Raw genomic sequence first — 20,198 nt, forward strand, 5'->3', positions numbered from 1 at the left:
CTCCCTTCTCACGGGCGCCCGTCATCGGGCGCCTCCCTCATGTGACCCCCGCCCGCGCCTAGGCAAAGCCCGGGCTCCTGCGGGGGGACTTCGCGCACTGCGCCACGGCGGCCTCGACGTCCTCGTCCGCGAGGAAGCTCTCCTCGCGCGCCCAGCTCGCCTCGCAGATCGCGTGGTCCACGAGCCGGCGCACGCTGCGGGCGTTGGAGAAGCCGCGCGAGGCGCGCAGGCGCTCCATCGCGGGGCCGAGGGCCCCCTCGCAGCGCACCTCGAAGCCGCGGCCCCGCGCCATGGAGCAAAAGATCCGGGCCAGCTCGTCGTTCGTGTAGTCCGGGAAGTCGATCCGGTAGCCAAACCGGTCGCGCAGCCCCGGGTTGAGGTCGAGCGTCGCGTCGAGCTGCTCCGGGTAGCCTGCGATGACGCAGACGAAGTCGTCGCGGTGCGCGTCGAGCTGGTCCACGAGGCAGTCGATGGCCTCCTGGCCAAAGTGCGGGGCGCTGGCGATCGCGTAGAACTCGTCGATGAACAGCAGGCCGCCCAGAGCTCGCTCCACGACGGACTTGACCTTGGGCGCGGTGTGGCCGACGTACTTTGCCACGAGATCCGCCTCGCCCACCTTGACTAGCCGACCGGTACCGTCGGTGACGCCCAGCAGGTCGAGGTACGAGACCAGGCGCGAGGCCAGCTCGCTCTTGCCCGTCCCGGGGTTGCCGGCAAAGATGAGGTGAAAGCACTCGATGGCCCCGCGCCCGTGACGGGACACCGCGCTCGAGATCTTCATGAGCGTCTCTCGCGGCGCGTCCATGCCCACGAGACCGTCAAAGACCTCGTCGGGGCTGGCAAGGTGTCTCTGGACTCTGGGAACCACTCCCTCGATCCAGGACGAGCCGGGATCGCCCTCCACGAGGTCGCCCAGAATCGAGAGCGTCTCGACGTCGGCGCGCGCGGGCTCGACGGTCCGGTAGCTCTCCACTCGATAGGGCGTGTTCCTCTCGATGAGCTCCTTCGGCGAGGCGGATGAACCGAACTCGTCCTGGACGGCGAAGAACGGCACCTCCCAGTTGCCCTCCTTGTCCCGCAGCGCCTCGAGGAAGGTGACGTTGAGCCCGCGGACCTCGCGCACGAAGTCGATGCGCCTCCTGAACTCGTCCCAGCCCTTGTCCCACCGCGGCCCTCCCGCGGTACCCGGATCTCCGGCCTCCCCGAGCCTCACGAGACCGCAGTTGAACTTTGCGTCACGCCATCGCGAGCTTCCCATAGTGTCCCCCTCTCTCCGCGAGGCGTCTCCCGTCCCGCGCCCCCAGGCCTAGCCCAACTTGAGAATCTCGGGCATGGCGTCAAAGCAGATGCGCACGATGGCGGCGAGAAACTCCTTCAGGACGGCAAGGTTCGCCTCGTCATGGCCGGGCAGGTCCATCTCGGCGTGCATGGTGTCGTCATCGTCAAGGCAGAACTTCACGAAGCGATAGCGGGAGTTGAGCGTGCTGGCCAGCTCAAGGGCGTCCAGGCGCCTCTCGTGCTCAAACAGGACGAGGTCGCGGGTCACGAGATGGATGCCGCCAGACTGAAGCGAGATGATCCGGGTGTAGACCATCGTCCCCTCGCCATCGCCCACCGCGACGGACACGCAGTCGGTATCGAGCTGGGCGTACTTGATGCCGAAGCTGTCAAGCAGGCCCTTGACCGCAAGAATGCCGGGATCGGACCTGTCATCCGCGAAGAGAAGCTCCCCATCCATCTGATCGATGAGAAACTCGATCTCCTCTGGGCTCAGGGATTCCAGCGCTTCGGCGACATCTGCTGGCAGGTTCATGTTGGCTCCTCTCGTCGTTGGGTGTACTCCCACCGTAGGAACGGGCTCTCAGGCTCGTTGCGCAACGAGAGGCATCTCGAGCGCGGCGAGAAGCCCCGCGGCGCAAGACGGCCGCTTGCCCTCGCTTTCGGCTTCCGACGCCTTGACGGATAATGGAGTTCGTCAAAGCGTCGTTTTTGAGGAGCGTCCATGGAGTGCCCGACCTGTGCGCACGCCCTCCCGGAGGGAGCCGTCTTCTGTCCCGTCTGCGGCGAGCGCCTCCCGGACGCCGTCGAGTGCGAGGACTACGCCTACGAGGCGTTCATCTCGTATCGCCACGTCCCGCAGGACGAGCGCGTCGCGCGCCGGATCCAACGCCGCATCGAGGGCTTCCGCATCCCCTCGGAGCTGCGCACGGCCGACCGCCAGCGCCTGGGCAAGTGCTTTCGTGACGAGGACGAGCTGCCCACCAGCGGCTCGCTCCCCACGATGCTCGAGGACGCGCTGCGCCGCGCGCGCCACCTGATCGTTATCTGCAGCCCCCAGATGCGCGAGAGCAAGTGGGTCGCGCGCGAGGTCGAACTGTTCGCCGCGTACCACGGCCGCGACCGCATCCTGCTCGCCCTGGCCGACGGCGAGCCCGAGGCCGCCTTCCCGCCCCTGCTCATGACCCGCGTCCGGCGAGAAGGGCCGAAGCTCGTCACGCAGGACGTGGAGCCGGTGGCCGCCGACCTGAGGCCCTTCGCGCGCCGGCGCTTCTCGGCCGAGACCCTCCGCCTCATCGCCCCGCTCGTGGGCTGCGGCTACGACGACCTCCGGCAGCGCGAGCGCACCCGCCGGACGCGCCGCCTCGCGACCGCGGCGTGCACGGTGGCCGTCGTGACCGCAGCCTTCGCCGCCTTCGCCCTCTTCCAGCAGGCGCAGATCCAGGCCAACTACGAGGCGGCGCTGCGCCGGCAGTCCGAGTACCTGGCCGACGAGGCGGGTGACCTGCTCGCCGAGGGCAACCACACGCAGGCGGCCCAGGTGGCGCTCTACGCCCTGGGCGAGGGCAACGGCGAGGAGCGCCCCTACGTCCCGGCCGCACGACTCGCGCTAGAGCAAGCTTGTCAGGTCTACCCGGGCGACTTCTGGCGCCCGGTCTATGCGAATCCCTCGGGTGCGGGCATCTCGTCCACCGACGACGTCTGCGTTAGCAGCGACGGCAGCCTCTATGCCGTACTCGACAGCAACGGCAGCGTCACAATCTACGATGTGCCCACCGGAGGCGCAGTGGCCACGATTGATGCGCCGGACAGCAGCGATAGCATGTTCTCCGACAGCCGTGATGACATCGCGTTCGCGGGCAACAATCTCATCTGCCTCGACAGCATCCAAAGCGAAGAGACGGTTGTCAGGTCCTTCAACCCAGCAACGCGCACGTGGGACTGGGAAACCGCCGTGGAACAAGCCTATAGCTCCCGCCTCACCGTATCTCCGGACGAGTCGCTCGTTGCCATTACCCCAATCTTATCTCCCTCTCTGACGACCTCTGCCTTCGTCATCTCCACCGATGATGGGTCCCTCATCCAGCAAATCACTCTTAACCCGCTGCAGGACGACCAAGAGAACATGTGGCTTGACCAGAACCCCACTGCCTTCAACGAGGACGGCTCTCTGCTCGTTCTCGCATACGGCTCCACCGTGAACATCATCAACACCGAAACCGGAGAGCTACGCGTCTTCTCCCCGGGCGTGGGGAGCATCTCCTCCCTTGTTGTCAGCGGCGGCTCTCTCTATCTGGGCTCATTCCAAGAGTCCGATTCCGTCAGCTCGTGCGTGATCAGCGCCTTTGGCCTCGCCGACTCTGGAGCGCTTTCCACAACGCCCCGCTGGTCCTACGAGCTCCCCGCAAAGGGGTCGCTCGCCGACGTCTATCTCCCCCAGCTTGTCGAGACGTTTGTCAATGGCGACCAGCAGAGCAATCTTCTCGTAATGGTTAGCGATGACCTCATGGCCCTCTCCACCGAAGACGGAGCCGTGACGCTCAACCTTGAGACCTTCGGAGACCTTTCTGCCGCACACGTCGTTGCCAATCGATTCCTCGCATACGTGAGCGACAAGGCCATCTGTACGGCAATTGATTCGCAGAACTACGCCGGAGCGTTTAACTCCATGGCGGTGGGAAGTGGCTTCAACTCTCCCTACAGCTATGGATCAGGCGTGCAAACCGGCTCCGAGGGCGTCAGCTTCTTTGTGGGGCCAAACACAAGCGGCTCCGGCAAGGCCCTTTACTGCCTGCTCGCAGACCTTAATCGCACGGTTGTCTACCAGTACAACCACCCGTATGAGCTGCCCGCCCAAGAGAACCCCTCTGAAGAGGTGACGGCCGCCCTTGGTGGAGGAAATCCAGACAAGCGCAGCGTCGACGGCACATACCTGTTTTCCTACGAGTACGATACGACATCCCTCTCCGTCATAGACGGAGCCACATTCGAGCTCGTCAACACCATCAATTTGCAAGAACTTGCGAAGGCGGGTGATGGCTACGTTAGTGTTGACTACGCTCCAAGCGGTGAATTTGATGACATCATCTACGTATCTTGTGGCACAACGCTCTATGCCCTCGAGCTGCCCACGGGCACCGTCATGGGCAGCTTCGAATGCAGTGAAATCGGCTCACTCGCCATAGGGTTTGCGCCTGTGGAGTGCGACAACGGACTCGTGCGCCTCACTCTGAGCAGCTGGCGTAACGACACGCTCGTCACCCTTGACGCTCGCACGCTCGAGGAGCATTCACGCATCCCCATCAACCTCGAATACGATTTTGACTACATACAGGATCTCGGAACGCTCGGCAACCGCATTCTCGTTGCCACTGACTCAGATTTAATAGCAATCGACTCGCAAACCGGTGAGCAGGTAGAATTCGGACCCGCCGGCTTCCCAGCGCAACGAGTCAATGGCATGATGCGGGGACAATCGCAGCAGCTAGACTTCTCGCCCCTCTCGGGTCAGCAGGGGTATCTCACCTTCGATAAGGACCACGAACACGTCCTTGTCTGTGACGCCAGCGGTACACTGGCGCAATACAACGCGAATGGCGAGAAGGATTGGGAGCTCGAGGCGGGAAGCCTGCTCACGGGAACTGCCAACTTTCTAGCGTATCTCCCCACAGGGGAAATCTTCGTGCAGTGCTCCCTAACAGAGGGAAGCATGGCACAATGCGTCCTGCTCGATGCGGAGACCGGTGAGACCCTTGCCTCCTCATCCGACGTGACCGCAATCGGGGAACTCTGGCCCAGCCCTGACGGGCAGAGACTCTTTGCACGAAGCAAATCCTATGGCATTGCCCAACTCGATGAAGCATATGTGACCGGAGTATTCATCATCAACCTCGACCATGATGCCTTTGGCGTGGAGTCCGCAATGACGCTTGCGACCAACGTCACACCCGACGGGCAGCGCGCCCTCTTCTACGATCAGCAGACAGATGAATACTTCACCCTGCCGCTGTACTCGACCGACGAGCTCATCGCCCACGCGAACGAGCTCGTGGAGGGCCACGAGCTCACCGGCGCCGAGCGGCGCCTCTACCACCTGACGTAGGCATCCACGTCAAAGGTCGCGCGCAACCGCAAGTCGTCAGCAATCTCGAGTTACGCGTGGCGCGCCCCATACGCAACTCAAGATTACCCCTCATTCAGACGATAAAAGACCGATTACGCATGCCCCGACCCGCCACCTAACATGCACAACTCCACATTTCAGGCAGGGCCTCACGCGCGCAACCGCCCCGAGGAGGTTCTCGCCGCAGCGGGAGGGCTGCCCCCTGTCCTTCTAAGCGGGATCTTCCGCGTCAGCGCAGTCCCGCGTGAAGGACAGGGGGCAGCCCCCGGCCCCGCTAGACGTTGAACCTGAAGTGCATCACGTCGCCGTCCTGGACGACGTAGTCCTTGCCCTCCATGCGCAGGCGGCCCGCTGCCTTGCAGCCGGCCTCGCCGCCCAGCTCGACGTAGTCCTCGTAGCTCGCGACCTCGGCCTTGATGAAGCCGCGCTCGAAGTCGGAGTGAATCACGCCCGCGGCCTCCGGCGCCTTGGCACCCACGCGCACGGTCCAGGCCTTGACCTCCATCTCGCCGGCCGTGAAGTAGCTCTGAAGGCCCAGAAGGCGGTACGCGGCCTGGGCCAGCGTCTCCAGACCGCTCTTCTCGAGGCCCAGGTCGGCGAGGTACTCGGCGGCCTCGTCGGGCTCGAGCTCGGAGAGCTCGGCCTCCACCTTGGCGCAGATGGGAATCGGCGTCACGCCGTCGATGGGCGCGAGCTCCTCGCCGAGCATGTCCTCGTCCACGTTGGCCACGTACAGCATCGGCTTCATCGTGAGCAGGAAGAGGCCCTTGGCCGCCGCGCGCTCCTCGTCGGTCATCTCCATCGTGGCGGCGCGCTTGCCGTCGTTGAGCCAGGCCAGCAGACGCTTGGCCACGTCGGCCTTCACCGCGAGCTCCTTGTCGCGCTTGGCGTCCTTCTCGAGCTTGGGCAGCTGCTTCTCGAGCGAGCCCAGGTCGGCGAGGATGAGCTCGGTCATGATGGTCTCGGCGTCGCCCGCCGGGTCCACGAAGTCCGCCGTCCGCCCGACCTCGCGCATGACGTTGGGGTCCCTGAAGTAGCGGACGACCTCGCAGATGGCGTCGGTCTCGCGGATGTTGGCCAGGAACTGATTGCCCAGGCCCTCGCCCTCGTTGGCGCCCTTGACCAGGCCCGCGATGTCCACGAACTCGACCGTGGCCGGCACGATGCGGCCGGGGTGCACGATCTCGGCGAGCTTGCCCAGCCGCTCGTCGGGCACGTCCACGATGCCCACGTTGGGGTCGATCGTGGCGAACGGGTAGTTTGCCGCCAGCCCGCCCTTGCGGGTCAGCGCGGTGAACAGGGTCGACTTGCCCACGTTGGGCAGGCCCACGATGCCGATGGAAAGCGACACGTCCTTCTCCTTACCTCAGGGCGACGAGCCCGTGCGCCCGCCGCCCCGCTATGCGTCGTCGTCGAGCTTCTCGAGCGCGTCCGCGACGCGGTTCAGCTGCTTCTTGCCCGTCTCCAGATAGCGGCTCGCCTGCTGCTTGGCCTCCGCCTTCTTGCGCGCGAGCTCCTCGGCGGCTCGGTCGGGCACCACGAGCTCGCTCACGTCCATGGGTCCCATCGAGAGGGCCCCCTCCTCGCAGGCGGTCGCGCACGCGCCGCAGCTCACGCAGTAGGCGCTCTGGATCGTCACCTTGCCGTCGCGGCTCAGGTCGAGCGCGTGCGTGGTGCAGGTGCGCGCGCAGTCGCCGCACATCGTGCAGCGCGTGGGGTCCCAGGTGGGCACGGAGAGCTCGATGCGCGCGGCAAGGTCCTCGTTGTGCTGGAGCGCCCCCATCATGAGCTTGCGCCCCTGGGTGAGCACGCGGAGGTGGTTGCCGGTGGTCCGCGCGCCCACGGCGCCCTCGATCTCCTTCTGCAGGCGGTTGAGGCGCTGCGTGTGGTCGGAGATCTTCTTCGCGACCGCCTTGGCGCCGGCGAGCGCCGGGGTGGTCCGCGTGACCAGACGCTCCGCCGAGTGGAGCGCCCCGCTCACGAACTGGCTGCGCTTGTAGGCGCGCGTGAAGTCGTGCGTGAGGTCGGCGTCGTCGACCTCGAGCCCCAGGGCGGCGTCGGCCCACTGCTCCGCCTCGGCAATCGCGTCGGTGTAGGTCTGCTCGCCCGTGGTGGTCCGGCAGCGGTCGCAGATGCCCACCGGCAGGTAGACACTGATGTTGTCGTAGTCGGCCATCAGCGAGAACCACATGTCGCGCGAGATGGACCCCACGCAGCCGAGCACGACCTCGTTGCCCTTGGGCAGCCGCTTGATCGCGCGCGTGCACGTGACGTAGCAGCGCTCGTAGGCCGAGGCGGCGCGGGCAATCTGGTCGTAGACCTGCCGGGGGGTGTGCCGGCGCGTGGTGAGCGTCTCGGTGGGACAGACGGCGGTGCACAGCCCGCACTTGCGGCAGTCCTCGCCCACGGCGACGGAACGGTTGTGAATCGTGATGGCGTGCGTGGGGCACACGTCGAAGCACCGGGAGCACGCGTCCGCGCGGCCGGACGCCACGCGCAGGCAGCGCCCGGAGTTGGCGAAGGGCTTCTCCTTGTAGTCGGCGGGGTTGAAGACCTTCTGATCGCCGCCCTCGTCCACGAGGGAGCCGACCATCGAGCTCGGCAGCTCCTTCAGGGAGCGCCAGTCGCTCTGCAGGTCGATAAGCTCGTCGAGAAAGTCCCTCTTCTCGGCCACGGACGCTCCTCTCGTTGCGGCACAACGGACCATTGTACGCCACGGAGCGGCCGGCGCGCGGCGCGCGCCCCGGCGCGGCGGGCTACCCGAGCGGGGGCATCGGCTCCCACGAGGGGTCGCGCTGGATGCGCCGCTGCTCCCGCCAACCCGCGACCAGGCGCTTGGCGCCCGAGACCGCGTTCGCACGGTCGACCAGAGCTATCCTGATGAGCTCCTTGGCAAAGGTGAGCAGCGTCCCGAGGGCGAAGCCCGCGGGGTTGTAGTCGCCGTAGAGGCGGAAGTAGCGCGCCAGGTAGCCGCGGTTGCGGGTGATGTAGTAGCGCGTCATGTCCGAGGTGGAGTTGAGCTGGCGCACGGTCCCGATGCCCTGGTTGGGCACCTCCCGACGCCGAGAGAGCACGTAGTCGGGGACGTAGTAGACGTCGGTGACCTTGCTCGCGAGGTAGCCGTACAGCGCGTCGTCCAGATAGATGAAGAAGCGCGCGTCGGGCAGGCCGATGCGGCGCACCACCTCGCGGGAGAAGAACGACCCCTCGAAGCAGAGGACGTTGCAGAGCTTGTAGCGCTCCCCCGGGCGCCAGGAGTCGCGCGAGAGCGGGTTGTAGATGCCGAGCGCCGTGGAGAAGCGGTGCTGCCAGTAGAAGTGCCCGCCGTCGAAGTCGTAGCGCTGGCCCATGATGGCCTGCGCCTCGCCGCTCCAGCGACCCAGCGTCTCGAGCGCGTCGGGGAGCACGGCCACGTCGTCGTCCATGACCCAGAACCACTCGGCGCCCAGCTCGTACGCCGTCCTGACGCCCTCCGAGAAGCCCCCCGACCCGCCGGTGTTGGTCTCCATGGGCACGTAGCGGACGCGTGAGGTCCCGCCGCGCTCGTCGGGGTCGTCGTCGGTCCTCCCCCACCGGGCGTCAAGGCGCGCGGCGAAGGCGTCCGTGAGCTCGGCGGTCTCGGGGGAGTTCTCGTTGTCGACCACCACCACGCGCCAGGGCGCCGACTCCAGGCCGAGGATGGATTCGAAGAGCCCCGCGAGCAGCGCCTGTCGCTTGAAGGTGACGATGATGATCGCGGGACGCCTCATGTACCACCCTTTCGAGATGCCCTTCCCCGGCTCAGTTCATAACCTTGTATTATAGGGCAGATGCCCCCTACACCCCAGCAGCGAGAAGAGCACATGAGCCCATCAGACGAGCGCACGGCCACCGACCTGGTCTCCGTTGTCATCCCCATCTACAACGCCGCGGCGACGCTGGACGCCTGCCTGCGCAGCGTCGAGGGACAGACGCACCGCGCCCTCGAGATCATCTGCGTCAACGACGGCTCGACCGACGCCTCGCCGGACGTCATGCGTGCCCACGCCCAGAGGGACAGCCGCATCGTCGTCATCGACAAGCCCAACGAGGGCTACGGCGCCTCGTGCAACCGGGGCATCGCGAGCGCGCGGGGCACCTGGGTCGCCGTCGTCGAGCCCGACGACCTTCTCGAGCCCTCCTGCTACGAGGAGCTTCTCGCCTGCGCCCGGCGGTACGGGGGCGAGAAGGGCGTCGACGTCGTCCGGGCTGCCTACTGGCGCGTCTTCCCGAACGCGGACGGCTCGGAGACGCGCGTGAGCTGCCCCTATCGCCACCGCGTCCGCCCCCCGCGCCAGCCGTTCGCGATCGGCGACGGCGTTGAGCTCCTGCGGCACCACCCCGCGATATGGGCCGCCCTCTACCGGCGCGACTACCTCGCGGGCCAGGGCATACGCTTTCCCGAGATCCCGGGCGCGGGATGGGCGGACAACCCCTTCCTCGTCGACACGCTGTGCCGCACGGACCGCATCGCCTACACCGACGCCTGCGTCTACGTCTACTACGAGCGCGACCTCAACGAGGCGGAGCGGCTCGCGCTCAGGTCGCCGCTCGTGCCGCTCGAGCGCTGGAACGACATGATGGACGCCGCCGAGCGCGCCGGCGTCTCGGATCGGCGGGTCCTCTCCGCGCTCGCCCTGCGCGGCGTCAACTACGCGCTCATCACCCTCGACGGGGCGGACGAGGAGACGCCGGAGGTGCGCGAGCTCGTCGCCCGCTCGATGGGGCGTCTCGACCCCGGGATCGTCTTTGGCGAGCCGGGCATAACGCCGGCGGGCCGCCGCCTGTTCGCGCGTGTGCGGGGCATCGACGAGCCTCCCGCGCACCGCGTGAGGCGCCTGGGTTATCTCGCCCGCGAGGCGCTGTACCGGCTGCGCACCAACGGGGTCGCGTTCGGTGCGCGGATGGTGCGCGCCCGCATGGGGAGGCTCCTGGGCCGCGGGGGCGACGGGACGCGCGCTGCTCAGAGGTAGGCGTCCGGCACGACCTCCGCCGGGCGGCCGCGACCGAGCAGATCCATGAGGCGGGCCTGCGCGCAGACGAGCGCCACGTTGCCGCTCCTGATGGGCATGAGCATGGAGCGGGCGTCGTTGCCCCGGGGCCGCGCAACGCTGGCCGCCACCCGGGCGCGCTCGGTGCCGATCATGTCGCCCACCAGCCGGCGCTGCTCGGCGGACGAGAGCGCGCTCCCCCGGCCGCAGGCGCCCTCGACGCAGCCCACGAGCTGCTCGACGTAGCGGCTCTGGAGCATCTCCATGCTCGCGACGTCCCCCTCGAGCCCCCAGTGGCGGTACAGCGCGACGAGCGCGTCCTGCTCGGCCTCCAGCCGACGGTAGCCCTCGCGCCCGGCCTCGCGGCGCGCCGAGGCGTCGAAGGAGCGGTCCACGTGATAGCAGGTGCCGCCCAGCACGCCCACGCGCTCGACGTCGCGCAGATAAGAGAGGGTGAAGGAGTGGTCGGTGGCGCGCTCGGGCGCAAAGGCCGCACCCACCTCCGCCGCGCGGGCGCGCTCGAAGAGCTTGGCGCTCGCGGGCAGCAGCAGGCCCGATGAGAACAGCCGCCACGCGGCGGCGCGGAACTCGTGCTGGGCGGGGAACACCTCGGGGTCGGACTCGAGCGAGACCTCGATCGTCCGCCCTCCCGTGACGGACACGCTGAGCTCGATGCCGCCCACCACGAGCTCGAGGGAGCGCTCGCGCGCCAGACTGACCATGTCCGCGAGCATCGTGGGGCGCGCCCAGCCGTCCGCGTCCATCACCACCACATAGGTGCCACGAGCCCGCTCGAGCGCGAGCCCCAGCGCGCGCTGCCTGCCGCAGCGGTCCGCGCGCACCACCTCGACGCGGAGGTCGCGCTCCGCGATGGCCTCGAGCTGCCGCGCCGTCGCGTCCCGCGAGCCGGCGTCCACGACCACGAGCTCGAGCTCCCTCAGGCTCTGGTTCTGGACGCTCTCGACCGCGCGGCGCACGCTGCCCTCGGCGTCACGGGTGACCATGAGCACCGAGACCGCTGGAGCTGTGGGCGCATGACGGGGCATCGTCTCCCCTACCCTCCGTCTCTGGGGAATCGCGAGGTTACGGCATAAGGGTATCAGCGAGCCAAGCGAAGCTGCCGGCTCGTGCGCGCGCTTGGCAAAATGAGCACAGTGGGCGGCCCGCTACGCCGCCGGGGCGATCCTCCCGAGCGCGACACCGAGCTGCGTGGCGTCGAGCACCTGGCGGCCCGTCTCCGCGGCGTTGCCCGCGTCGTCCGTGGTCGTCTCCGCGACGAGCGGCGCGTCGGAGGTCGTCAGGTTCGCGGTCCCTATGGCGGCCAGCGACTCGGCGAACGAGAGCAGTTCCGCGGCGTCCATGTTGGTGCGGATCTGCGAGAGGAAGCCCGACGCCGAGCGCACCAGGTCACCCGCGCTCGAGCCCGCGAGCTGCGCCGCCTGCTCGAGCACGTCCCCGGTGGCCAGGACCACCTGGTCGAAGCGCACGCCCGCCGCGAGGCCGAGCGGCACCACGCACGCGGCGTAGCCCTCGGACGAGAAGAGGTCGCCCAGGGTCGTGGGCTGGTCGTCCACCGTCAGGGCGAGGTCGGTCGGCACGGTGACGAGGACGGCGGTCCCCTTGGTCGAGTCCGCCGCGAGGATGCGCGCGCCCTCGAGCGTCCCGCCCTGCGCGTCCAGGCTGTCGGAGGTGAGCAGGAGCGTGTAGCTGATGTCGTCCCCCGTGGCGACGTAGCCCTCCGCCGGGCTCTCCTCGCCGTACCGGCTCAGCGCGCTGAGGGCGTCGCCCAGCGCCGTGTCCCCCATGCGGCTCTCCAGGTTCGCCCGGTTCCACGCGAACGCGACGGCGCCCGCCGCGAGCGCCAGCACGACCACGCAGACGACCGCCCCGATGACGTTGGCGTGCGGGCCGCCCTTCGGGACATCGGTCCGCTCGAACCGCTCTCGCTGTCGCGCCATGGCGCCCCCTTCGGCCGGGCGCCCCGCTGGCGCCGCTTAGAACAGGATACCCAACGCGCCGGCCCCGAGGCCAACCACCACGGCGACCGCGTAGACGAGCGCGGTGACGAGCAGGCTCTGCCGCCAGCTCGCGTTGGTGCGCCAGAGCACGAGCAGGCCCATGCCGCCCGAGGCGAGAAGCCCCGCGAGCATGGGACCCGCGGTCAGGATGCCGTCGAGGTAGAGCTCGCTGATGGCCACGCTCGCCGCGCAGTTGGGCACGAGCCCCACCAGCGCCGAGACGAAGGTCGCCCGCACCGGGTGGTCAGCGAGAAGGGCGCCGAGCGCGTCTTGTCCCACGCCCTCGATGACCAGGCCAAAGACGAGCGTCACCACGAAGATGAACGCCGTCACCTGCGCCGTGTGCACGAGCGCGGAGCGTACGATGCCCCCGATGCCGTGCCCGTGACCGTGGTCATGGTCGTCGTCGCAGTGGCAGTGCGCGCGCTCGCAGAGCTCGCTGATGTGGGGTCCGTCGCCTGCGGCGCGGCGGGAGCGCAGCAGCGCGTCGAGCGCGAGGCCCGCCACGAGACCCACCGCCACCTTGGTCGCCATGATCGCGAGCATCGAGCCCACGGGCGCCCCGTGCGCGATGAACACCGGCACCATCTCGTCGGAGGTCGAGAGGACCACGGCGACGAGGGTGCCCGCCGTGACCACACCGCCCGCGTAGAGCGTGGCCGCCATGGCCGAGAAGCCGCACTGGGGCAGCGCCCCCAGCAGGGCGCCCACCACCGGCCCCGCCGCGCCGGCGCGCGCGACGGCCTCCTGGGCCCGGTTGCCCGCGGAGTGCTCGATGGCCTCCATGATCAGGTAGGTCACAAACAGGAACGGCACGAGCACCAGCGTGTCCCAGAAGCTGTGCTCGAGCTCATGAAGAAGCAGCGACACGAGTCAAGTCCCTTCGAGAGGGCCCCGGGCCTACTCCCAGGGCTCCAAAGTTAGCCTGGGGTATTCTACCCCGACGAAGGTGAGCCCTTTCGCGGGCGCGCAGGGCCCGGCCGCGGCGCGGTCACGCGCCTCGAGGACCTCGCCCACCCACTTGACCGGGCGATGTCCGCGCCCCACCTCCGCGAGCGTCCCGACGATCGTGCGCACCATGTTGTGCAGGAAGGCGTTGCCCGTGACGTCAACGACCACGAGCTTCTCGCCCGCCTCCTCAACGCGCCGCACGTCGAGCGCCCCCACGTAGCGGCTCGTGGGCTTGCCCACGGCCGAGCTCGCCTTGCAGAAGCTCTTGAAGTCGTGCTCGCCCAGCAGCGGGCGCGCCGCGCGCGCCATCGCGTCCGCGTCCAGCTCGCCGCGGTACCACCACGCGTGGTCCCAGGCCAGGACGGGCCGCGCCTGCGAGGCGCAGATGCGATAGCGGTAGCTCCGCGCGAGCGCGTCGAAGCGCGCCGAGAAGCCCGCGGGCGCGCGATAGAGGCTCCGGACCGAGATGTCGTCAGGCGTGAGCGCCGCGAGCGAGCACATGAGGCGCGAGGCCGGAAGGGAGAGCTCGTCCCCGGAGACCGGCAGGCTCACGTACTGCGCAAGCGCGTGGACGCCCGCGTCGGTGCGGCCGGCGCACGTGAGCTCGCACGGCCGGTGCAGCACCGTCTCGAGCGCGCGGCGCAGCTCCCCGGCCACGGTCCGCATGCCCGGCTGCTCCGCGAAGCCGCAGAAGCCCGCCCCGCGGTAGCCGAGCCGTATGACGAGGGTCGCCTCCTCCATGGTGCCTCCTTCCCAGCCGATGATACGCGATGCGCGCCGAACGTGGCCGGCGCTCATATCGGATGCGTACACCCTAGCCGGTTACGTACACCCTTGCCTATCTGATGTACTTCTCGCCAAACCTCTGACCTGGTGGTTTGTCGGCGAGAAGCTCTTTTCAAACTTGCAACGGCGTACGTAACCGTATGAAGTGTACGCAACCGGACGCACGCTCGCCTACAGCAGCGTGATCGCCGCGGCCCAGGCCAGCCCGCAGGCGAGAAGCGCCCAGTCGCGCACGCGCAGCGGCTCCGCGAGCGACGTCTGGCTCCCGGTGTAGCAGCGGTCGCACATGGCGCGGGCCAGCTCGTCGGCACGGCGGAAGAGCGCCACGAGCAGCGGCACGAGCAGCTGGCCCCAGCCGCGCAGCCGCGCGACCACGCCGCCCTCGTCAAGCCGCGCGCCGCGCGAGCGCTGCGCGCAGCGGATGCGCTCCAGCTCCTCGGCCGTGAGCGGGACGAAGCGCAACGCCACCGCCACCGTCATCGAGACGTCCGTCACCGGCACGCCCACGCGCCGAAGCGGCCCCAGCGCCCATGCCACGGCCTCGGCGAGCGCCGGAGGCGTGGTGGTGGCCGAGAGCACCAGCGCGAGCCCCACCGTGACGGCCACGTGTGCGACCGCCATGGCCCCGCGCGCGAGTCCGGCGACCGAGAGGCCCGGCTGCCCCACGAGCGTGAGCGCGTTGGCAAGAAGCGACACCGCGAGCACCACCGCGGCCGGCCTGAGCCCCCGCAGCACCAGCGTCGGCGGCGTCTGGCTGGCGAGAAGCGCCGCGACCAGGGCGAGCAGCGCGAGCGCGAGCCCCGCCGCCGTGGACGACGCGAAGGTGGCCGCCGCGAGTAGCACCAGCAGCAGCACCTTCACGCGCGCGTCCAGACGGTGCGCCGGCGTCGAGCCCGGCAGATAGGCGCCCAGCGCCGGGTCCCTACGCATCGGGCGCCCCCTTCCCCGCCAGGGCGGCGGCGAGCCGGACCTCGATCGGCGGCACCAGCCCCGCGCGCTCGAAGAGCGCGGGGTCCGCGGCCGCCTCGGCGCCCGTCACGCGCGCCACCACGCGCCCCCCGGCGAGAAGGACCACCTCGCGGGCCTCGCCCAGCCACTCGCCCGCGTCGTGCGTGACCACCACGACGGCCACGCCGCGCGCCACGAGACCGGCCACCACGTCGTGCAGCAGCTCGCGCGAGGGCGCGTCGAGCCCGGCGGTGGGCTCGTCCAGGACCACCGCGCCCTGCCGCGCCGCCACCACGCCCGCAAGCGCCACGCGCCGCGCCTGCCCGCCCGACAGCTCGAACGGCGACCTGCCGAGAAGGGCCTCGTCCACGCCGAGCGCGCTCGCGGCGACGCGCGCCCGCGCGAGGGCCTCGCCCTCCCCGAGGCCCGCCATGCGCGGCGCGTAGGCGACGTCATCGAGCACGGTGTCGGCGAGCAGCTGGTCCTCGGGGCGCTGGAACGCGAGCCCCACGGCCCCGGCGCGCACCGGCGCGTCGTCCAGCGCAACGGAGCCGGCGTCGGGCTCAAGCACGCCGGCGGCGACGCGCGCCGTGGTGGTCTTGCCCGACCCCGTGGCGCCCAGCAGCAGCGTGAGGCCGCCCGGTGCGTCCAGCGAGACGCCGTCCAGGATCGCCCGCCCGGGCCCGGGCCTGGCAACGCGCACGTCACTCAGCGCGAGGCGATGAGAGACGCCTCCTTCGGGCCGCAGCGCGTCGGGTCGCCGCGGGCGCGAGGGCACGAGACCATGGCTCCGCAGGTGCGCGGCCAGCCCCTCGGCGTCCGCGCGGGACCCGATCTGGTACCCCGTCGCGACCGCGTCCGCCCACGCGCGCGCCATCGGGTCCCGGCCGAGCCCCACGGCCGCGAGCGCGGCCTCGCTCGCAAAGAGCTCCCGCGGCTCGCCGGACCAGGCCACGCGCCCCGCCTCGAGCACGACCACCTGCGCTGCGCCGAACACGGTCTCCACGTCGTGCGCGACCTCCAGCACACCCAGGCCCCGGCGCACCAGCTCGTCCACGAGCGCGCGCACGCGCCGACGCGCGGCGCCGTCCAGCTGGGCGCACACCTCGTCGAGCACGAGATAGCGCGGCCGCATCGCCAGGACGCCCGCCAGGGCCAGGAGCTGCTGCTGGCCGCCTGAGAGCTCGGTGGTCATCCGCTCGCGCAGGTCCGCGATGCCGCAGGCCTCGAGTGCCTCGTCCACCCGGGCGCGCACCTCGTCGCGCGACAGGCCCAGGTTGCGCGGGCCAAAGGCAACCTCGTCGGCCACCTGCGAGCTCACGATCTGGTCGCGCGGGTCCTGCCGCACCATCCCAACGAGCCGTGCCACCTCGAGCGCCGACTCAGGCCGCGCGTCCACTCCGTCCACCGCCACCGAGCCCGCCGACGCGAACAGCGACGCGTTGCAGAGCCGACCCAGCGTGGACTTGCCGGACCCGTTGAGCCCGAGCACAACCACGCGCTCGCCGCGCCCCACGCGGAGCGTGACGCCGTCGAGCACACGCGTGCGCCCGTCATAGCTGAACCCCGCCTCGCGCAGCTCGATCATCGTCACCTCCTCACACAAAAGAGGCCCCGGCATTCGTCGGGGCCTCAGAGCGATCTAGTGTCAAGGACGCCTACTCGGCGGTCTCCTCGGCCGGGGCCTCCTCGGTGGCCTCGGCGTCAGCCTCGGGAGCGGCCTCCTCGACGGAAGCCTCCTCGGCCTTGGGCTCCTCGGTGGGGGCCTCCTCGACCTTGGTCACCTTAGAGGCGGCCTTGCGCGGGGCCTTGGCCTTGACGGGCTCGGTCACGAGCTCCATGATCACGATCTCGGCGCCGTCGCCCTTGCGGGGACCGAGCTTCATGATGCGGGTGTAGCCGCCGTTGCGGTCGGCCCACATGCCCTGGGCGGCCTTCTCGAAGACCTCGCGGACGATGTCCTTGTCGCCCACCGTGGCGATGGCCAGGCGACGGCTCGCGATGTCGCCCTTCTTGGCCCAGGTGATGACGTGGTCGACGTCGGCACGGATGGCCTTGGCGCGCACGTCGATGGTCTTGATGCGGTCGTTCTCAAACAGGGCGCGGACCAGGCTGCGCTTCATGGCCTTGGTGTGGCTGGCGTCGGTGCCGAGCTTCATGCCCCTCTTCTTGTTGTGTCGCATTGCTTGCTTCTCCTAAATCCGGCTGCGCCTAGGCCTTGAGGGACAGGCCCATGGCCTCGAGCTTGTCCTTGACTTCCTCGATGGACTTGACGCCAAAGTTTCTGATGTTGAGAAGGTCGTTCTCGGAGAACTCGACGAGCTGGCGCACCGAGTGGATGCCGGCGCGCTTGAGGCAGTTGTAGGAGCGAACCGAGAGGTCCAGGTCCTCGATCTGCTTGTCGAGCTCGACGTTGTCCTCGACGGTGCCGGCAGCGAAGATGGAGGCATCCTCGACCGGCTCGTCCTCCTCGGCCAGGCCCATGAACGCGGTCATGTGCTGGTTGATGATGTTGGCGGCCTCGACCACGGCGTCGCGCGGAGAGATCGAGCCGTTGGTCTCGACCTCGAGCACGAGGCGGTCGTAGTCGGTGTGACGGCCGACGCGGCAGGCCTCGACGGCCTTGGCGCAGCGGCGCACGGGCGAGTAGAGCGAGTCCACGTGGATGATCCCGATGGGGTCGTTCTCGCGCTCGTTGTCCTCACCGGAGACGTAGCCGCGGCCCACGCCGATGCGCATGCGCATGGTGAGGTGCGCGCCCTCGCCGAGGGTGCAGATCACGTGCTCGGGGTTGACGAGCTCGAACTCGGCGGGAACGTCGAAGTCGCCGCCCGTGACCGTGGCGGGACCGTCGATGGAGATGGACGCCTCGGCCTCGTCACCGGTGCCCATGGAGCGGAACACGAGCCCCTTGACGTTGAGCACGATGTCGGTGACGTCCTCGTAGACGCCCTCGACGGTGGTGAACTCGTGCTGGATCCCGTCGATCTGGATGGCCTCGACCGCCGCGCCCGACAGGGAGGAGAGGAGGACGCGACGCAGCGAGTTGCCGAGCGTGTCGCCGTAGCCGCGCTCCAGCGGCTCGGCGCTCACGCGGGCGAGGTTGTCGCTGATCTCCTCGACCGACACCGTGGGTCGGATGAATTCGGACATTGCTACCTCCAAATCTGGTCGGGCTTACTTGGAGTAGAGCTCGACGATCAGCTGCGCGTCGATGTCGAGATCGATCTGATCGCGCGTGGGGATCTGGAGAACGGTGCCCTTGAGCTTCTCGATGTCAACCTCAAGCCAAGCCGGCACGGCCATGTGCTCGGAGGAGATGAGGGCCTCCTTGATGGGGAGAAGGTCGCGGGCCTTCTCGGCCACGGCGACGACGTCGCCGGCCTTCACCTGGTAGGAGGGGATGTCGACGCGCTTGCCGTTCACGGTGATGTGACCGTGACGGACGGTCTGACGGGCCTCCTTGCGGGTGCGGGCGAAGCCAAGGCGGAAGACGACGTTGTCGAGGCGGCACTCGAGCAGGCTCATCAGGTTGTCGCCGGTGATGCCCTCGCGCTTGAGGGCGCGGGTGTAGTAGCCGTGGAACTGCTTCTCGAGCACGCCGTAGATGAACTTGGCCTTCTGCTTCTCGCGGAGCTGGACGCCGTACTCGCTCTCCTGGCGGCGACGACGCTTGGGCTCGCGGTGGGAGGTCTTGTTGATGCCCATCACAACGGGATCGATGCCGAGCTGACGGCACCTCTTGAGGACCGGGGTCCTATCGATAGCCATTGATATTCCTCCTAGCTACACGCGGCGACGCTTGCTCAGACGGCAACCGTTGTGCGCGATGGGGGTCTTGTCCTGGATGCCCGACACCTCGAGGCCGGCGGCCTGGAGGGAGCGGATGGCGGTCTCGCGGCCGGAGCCGGGACCCTTCACGAAGACGGCGACCTTGTGCAGGCCGTGCTCCATGGCCGCCTTGGCAGCGGCCTCGGCGGCGAGCTGCGCGGCGAACGGGGTGGACTTGCGGGAGCCCTTGAAGCCCACGGTGCCACCGGACTGCCAGGAGATCACGTTGCCCTGGGGGTCGGTGATCGAGACGATCGTGTTGTTGAACGTGCTCTTGATGTGAGCCTGGCCCACGGCGATGTTCTTGCGCTCGGAGCGGCGAACGCGCGTGGTACGCTGGTTCTTCTTCTGCGGCATTGTCTACTCCCTAGCCCCTCTTCTTGGCACCGATCTGACGCTTCTTGCCCTTGCGGGTGCGAGCGTTGGTGTGAGTGCGCTGACCGTGGACAGGAAGGCCCTTGCGGTGACGGAGGCCGCGGTAGCAGCCGATCTCCATCAGGCGGGCGGTGTTCTGACGGACCTCGCGGCGCAGGTCGCCCTCGGTGGTGTAGTGCGCGTCGATGAAGTCACGGATGCGGGTGACCTCGTCCTCCGTCAGGTCCTTGACGCGGGTGTCCGGGTTGACGTTGGTCTCCGCGCAGATCTTGGTGGCGCGGGTCTGGCCAATGCCGTAGATGTAGGTGAGTCCGACCTCAACGCGCTTGTCACGCGGCAGGTCGACGCCGTTGATACGGGCCAACTTGAAGCTCCTTCCTTAGCCCTGACGCTGCTTGTGGCGCGGGTTCTCGCAGATGACGTAGACCTTGCCGTGGCGACGGATGATCTTGCACTTGTCGCACATCTTCTTGACCGAAGGACGTACCTTCATGCGTCTTACCTTTCCTAGTGCTGACACGAACCTATCTACTCGCCCAGCCGCTGGCGTGAATATCCGGCTGAACGGGCGCCTCCCCTACTTGTAGCGGTAGGTGATGCGCCCCCTGGTGAGATCGTACGGGGAGATCTCGACGACGACCCTGTCCCCGGGGAGGATGCGGATGTAGTTCATCCGGATCTTGCCCGAGATCGTGCAGAGAATGGTCTTGCCGTTCTCGAGCTCCACGTTGAACATCGCATTGGGCAGCGGCTCGACGACCTTGCCCTCCAGCTCGATTGCGTCCTGCTTGCTCAAGTGTCCATCCTCTCCAGTCTGACAGCGACCAATAATCATACCAAATTCACAGGAGCCTCCCCGTGCGGGAAAACTCGCTGCAC

The 20,198-nt window shown here is 68.6% G+C and carries 20 protein-coding genes; 2 read left to right on the forward strand and 18 right to left on the reverse strand.

Annotated elements, in window-relative coordinates:
- Positions 1-58: 58 nt before the first annotated feature.
- A complete protein-coding gene (locus tag ACWTSU_RS01620) occupies positions 59-1,258 on the reverse strand; it encodes an AAA family ATPase (RefSeq protein ID WP_455138160.1) in 1,200 nt (399 codons plus the stop codon).
- A 48-nt stretch (positions 1,259-1,306) separates the two neighbouring features.
- The gene (locus tag ACWTSU_RS01625) at positions 1,307-1,813 is read right to left on the reverse strand and encodes a YbjN domain-containing protein (protein WP_455138161.1); all 507 of its coding nucleotides are present in this window, start codon (positions 1,811-1,813) and stop codon (positions 1,307-1,309) included.
- A 189-nt stretch (positions 1,814-2,002) separates the two neighbouring features.
- On the opposite strand from ACWTSU_RS01625, the gene ACWTSU_RS01630 reads away from it, so the two are divergent.
- Positions 2,003-5,380 (forward strand): outer membrane protein assembly factor BamB family protein, encoded by a 3,378-nt coding sequence (locus ACWTSU_RS01630; protein WP_455138162.1) that lies wholly within the window; start codon positions 2,003-2,005, stop codon positions 5,378-5,380.
- Between the two features lie 295 nt (positions 5,381-5,675).
- Here the strand turns inward: ACWTSU_RS01630 and ychF are convergent, their stop codons facing one another.
- The 3 genes from ychF to ACWTSU_RS01645 all read right to left on the reverse strand — a co-directional run bounded on the left by ychF (position 5,676) and on the right by ACWTSU_RS01645 (position 9,150).
- The gene (gene ychF, locus ACWTSU_RS01635; protein ID WP_455138163.1) at positions 5,676-6,752 is read right to left on the reverse strand and encodes a redox-regulated ATPase YchF; all 1,077 of its coding nucleotides are present in this window, start codon (positions 6,750-6,752) and stop codon (positions 5,676-5,678) included.
- A 48-nt stretch (positions 6,753-6,800) separates the two neighbouring features.
- Positions 6,801-8,075 carry a 4Fe-4S dicluster domain-containing protein gene (locus tag ACWTSU_RS01640; protein ID WP_455138164.1) on the reverse strand — a complete coding sequence of 425 codons (1,275 nt, stop codon included), beginning with the start codon at positions 8,073-8,075 and terminating at the stop codon, positions 6,801-6,803.
- An 82-nt stretch (positions 8,076-8,157) separates the two neighbouring features.
- Positions 8,158-9,150, reverse strand: coding sequence for a glycosyltransferase (locus ACWTSU_RS01645; RefSeq protein WP_455138165.1), 993 nt, complete (start codon positions 9,148-9,150; stop codon positions 8,158-8,160).
- 93 nt (positions 9,151-9,243) lie between these two features.
- Between ACWTSU_RS01645 and ACWTSU_RS01650 the strand changes: the two genes are divergently transcribed.
- Positions 9,244-10,392, forward strand: a complete 1,149-nt coding sequence (locus ACWTSU_RS01650) for a glycosyltransferase family 2 protein (RefSeq protein ID WP_455138166.1) — start codon at positions 9,244-9,246, stop codon at positions 10,390-10,392.
- Here the strand turns inward: ACWTSU_RS01650 and ACWTSU_RS01655 are convergent.
- From ACWTSU_RS01655 to infA, 13 genes are all read right to left on the reverse strand, one after another.
- Complete coding sequence (locus ACWTSU_RS01655; RefSeq protein ID WP_455138167.1) at positions 10,383-11,456, reverse strand: glycosyltransferase family 2 protein; 1,074 nt, start codon at positions 11,454-11,456, stop codon at positions 10,383-10,385. The two genes, ACWTSU_RS01650 and ACWTSU_RS01655, sit on opposite strands and share 10 nt — an antisense overlap.
- 120 nt (positions 11,457-11,576) lie before the next feature.
- A complete protein-coding gene (locus ACWTSU_RS01660) occupies positions 11,577-12,368 on the reverse strand; it encodes a hypothetical protein (RefSeq protein WP_455138168.1) in 792 nt (263 codons plus the stop codon).
- A 36-nt stretch (positions 12,369-12,404) separates the two neighbouring features.
- A complete protein-coding gene (locus ACWTSU_RS01665; protein ID WP_455138169.1) occupies positions 12,405-13,298 on the reverse strand; it encodes a putative manganese transporter in 894 nt (297 codons plus the stop codon).
- Between the two features lie 30 nt (positions 13,299-13,328).
- Positions 13,329-14,120 carry a tRNA pseudouridine(38-40) synthase TruA gene (gene truA, locus ACWTSU_RS01670; RefSeq protein ID WP_455138170.1) on the reverse strand — a complete coding sequence of 264 codons (792 nt, stop codon included), beginning with the start codon at positions 14,118-14,120 and terminating at the stop codon, positions 13,329-13,331.
- A 216-nt stretch (positions 14,121-14,336) separates the two neighbouring features.
- Entirely contained in the window at positions 14,337-15,095 is a 759-nt protein-coding gene (locus ACWTSU_RS01675; protein WP_455138171.1) for an energy-coupling factor transporter transmembrane component T family protein, read from the reverse strand.
- Positions 15,088-16,701, reverse strand: a complete 1,614-nt coding sequence (locus tag ACWTSU_RS01680) for an energy-coupling factor ABC transporter ATP-binding protein (RefSeq protein WP_455138172.1) — start codon at positions 16,699-16,701, stop codon at positions 15,088-15,090. Before ACWTSU_RS01680 ends, ACWTSU_RS01675 begins: the two co-directional genes overlap by 8 nt.
- 70 nt (positions 16,702-16,771) lie before the next feature.
- Entirely contained in the window at positions 16,772-17,296 is a 525-nt protein-coding gene (gene rplQ / locus ACWTSU_RS01685; protein ID WP_455138173.1) for a 50S ribosomal protein L17, read from the reverse strand.
- 28 nt (positions 17,297-17,324) lie between these two features.
- On the reverse strand, positions 17,325-18,266 hold the full coding sequence (locus ACWTSU_RS01690) for a DNA-directed RNA polymerase subunit alpha (RefSeq protein WP_455138174.1): 942 nt from the start codon (positions 18,264-18,266) through the stop codon (positions 17,325-17,327).
- A 24-nt stretch (positions 18,267-18,290) separates the two neighbouring features.
- A complete protein-coding gene (gene rpsD, locus ACWTSU_RS01695) occupies positions 18,291-18,884 on the reverse strand; it encodes a 30S ribosomal protein S4 (protein WP_455138175.1) in 594 nt (197 codons plus the stop codon).
- A 15-nt stretch (positions 18,885-18,899) separates the two neighbouring features.
- Positions 18,900-19,301, reverse strand: a complete 402-nt coding sequence (gene rpsK / locus ACWTSU_RS01700; protein ID WP_075279274.1) for a 30S ribosomal protein S11 — start codon at positions 19,299-19,301, stop codon at positions 18,900-18,902.
- Between the two features lie 10 nt (positions 19,302-19,311).
- Complete coding sequence (gene rpsM / locus ACWTSU_RS01705) at positions 19,312-19,683, reverse strand: 30S ribosomal protein S13 (RefSeq protein WP_455136505.1); 372 nt, start codon at positions 19,681-19,683, stop codon at positions 19,312-19,314.
- 15 nt (positions 19,684-19,698) lie between these two features.
- Positions 19,699-19,812 carry a 50S ribosomal protein L36 gene (rpmJ, locus tag ACWTSU_RS01710; protein WP_013252436.1) on the reverse strand — a complete coding sequence of 38 codons (114 nt, stop codon included), beginning with the start codon at positions 19,810-19,812 and terminating at the stop codon, positions 19,699-19,701.
- 84 nt (positions 19,813-19,896) lie between these two features.
- Positions 19,897-20,115 carry a translation initiation factor IF-1 gene (infA, locus tag ACWTSU_RS01715; protein ID WP_072374229.1) on the reverse strand — a complete coding sequence of 73 codons (219 nt, stop codon included), beginning with the start codon at positions 20,113-20,115 and terminating at the stop codon, positions 19,897-19,899.
- Positions 20,116-20,198 lie beyond the last annotated feature (83 nt).

The organism is Thermophilibacter sp. (assembly GCF_966187215.1).

Bases quoted from the DNA above. Each gene is read 5' to 3' on its own strand.
- ACWTSU_RS01690 (WP_455138174.1), bottom strand. From the start codon at position 18,266: ATGTCCGAATTCATCCGACCCACGGTGTCGGTCGAGGAGATCAGCGAC.
- ACWTSU_RS01680 (WP_455138172.1), bottom strand. From the start codon at position 16,701: ATGATCGAGCTGCGCGAGGCGGGGTTCAGCTATGACGGGCGCACGCGT.
- ACWTSU_RS01625 (WP_455138161.1), bottom strand. From the start codon at position 1,813: ATGAACCTGCCAGCAGATGTCGCCGAAGCGCTGGAATCCCTGAGCCCA.
- ACWTSU_RS01620 (WP_455138160.1), bottom strand. From the start codon at position 1,258: ATGGGAAGCTCGCGATGGCGTGACGCAAAGTTCAACTGCGGTCTCGTG.
- ACWTSU_RS01675 (WP_455138171.1), bottom strand. From the start codon at position 15,095: ATGCGTAGGGACCCGGCGCTGGGCGCCTATCTGCCGGGCTCGACGCCG.
- rpmJ (WP_013252436.1), bottom strand. From the start codon at position 19,812: ATGAAGGTACGTCCTTCGGTCAAGAAGATGTGCGACAAGTGCAAGATC.
- ACWTSU_RS01660 (WP_455138168.1), bottom strand. From the start codon at position 12,368: ATGGCGCGACAGCGAGAGCGGTTCGAGCGGACCGATGTCCCGAAGGGC.
- rplQ (WP_455138173.1), bottom strand. From the start codon at position 17,296: ATGCGACACAACAAGAAGAGGGGCATGAAGCTCGGCACCGACGCCAGC.
- rpsD (WP_455138175.1), bottom strand. From the start codon at position 18,884: ATGGCTATCGATAGGACCCCGGTCCTCAAGAGGTGCCGTCAGCTCGGC.
- ACWTSU_RS01630 (WP_455138162.1), top strand. From the start codon at position 2,003: ATGGAGTGCCCGACCTGTGCGCACGCCCTCCCGGAGGGAGCCGTCTTC.
- truA (WP_455138170.1), bottom strand. From the start codon at position 14,120: ATGGAGGAGGCGACCCTCGTCATACGGCTCGGCTACCGCGGGGCGGGC.
- ACWTSU_RS01645 (WP_455138165.1), bottom strand. From the start codon at position 9,150: ATGAGGCGTCCCGCGATCATCATCGTCACCTTCAAGCGACAGGCGCTG.
- ACWTSU_RS01655 (WP_455138167.1), bottom strand. From the start codon at position 11,456: ATGCCCCGTCATGCGCCCACAGCTCCAGCGGTCTCGGTGCTCATGGTC.
- ACWTSU_RS01650 (WP_455138166.1), top strand. From the start codon at position 9,244: ATGAGCCCATCAGACGAGCGCACGGCCACCGACCTGGTCTCCGTTGTC.
- rpsK (WP_075279274.1), bottom strand. From the start codon at position 19,301: ATGCCGCAGAAGAAGAACCAGCGTACCACGCGCGTTCGCCGCTCCGAG.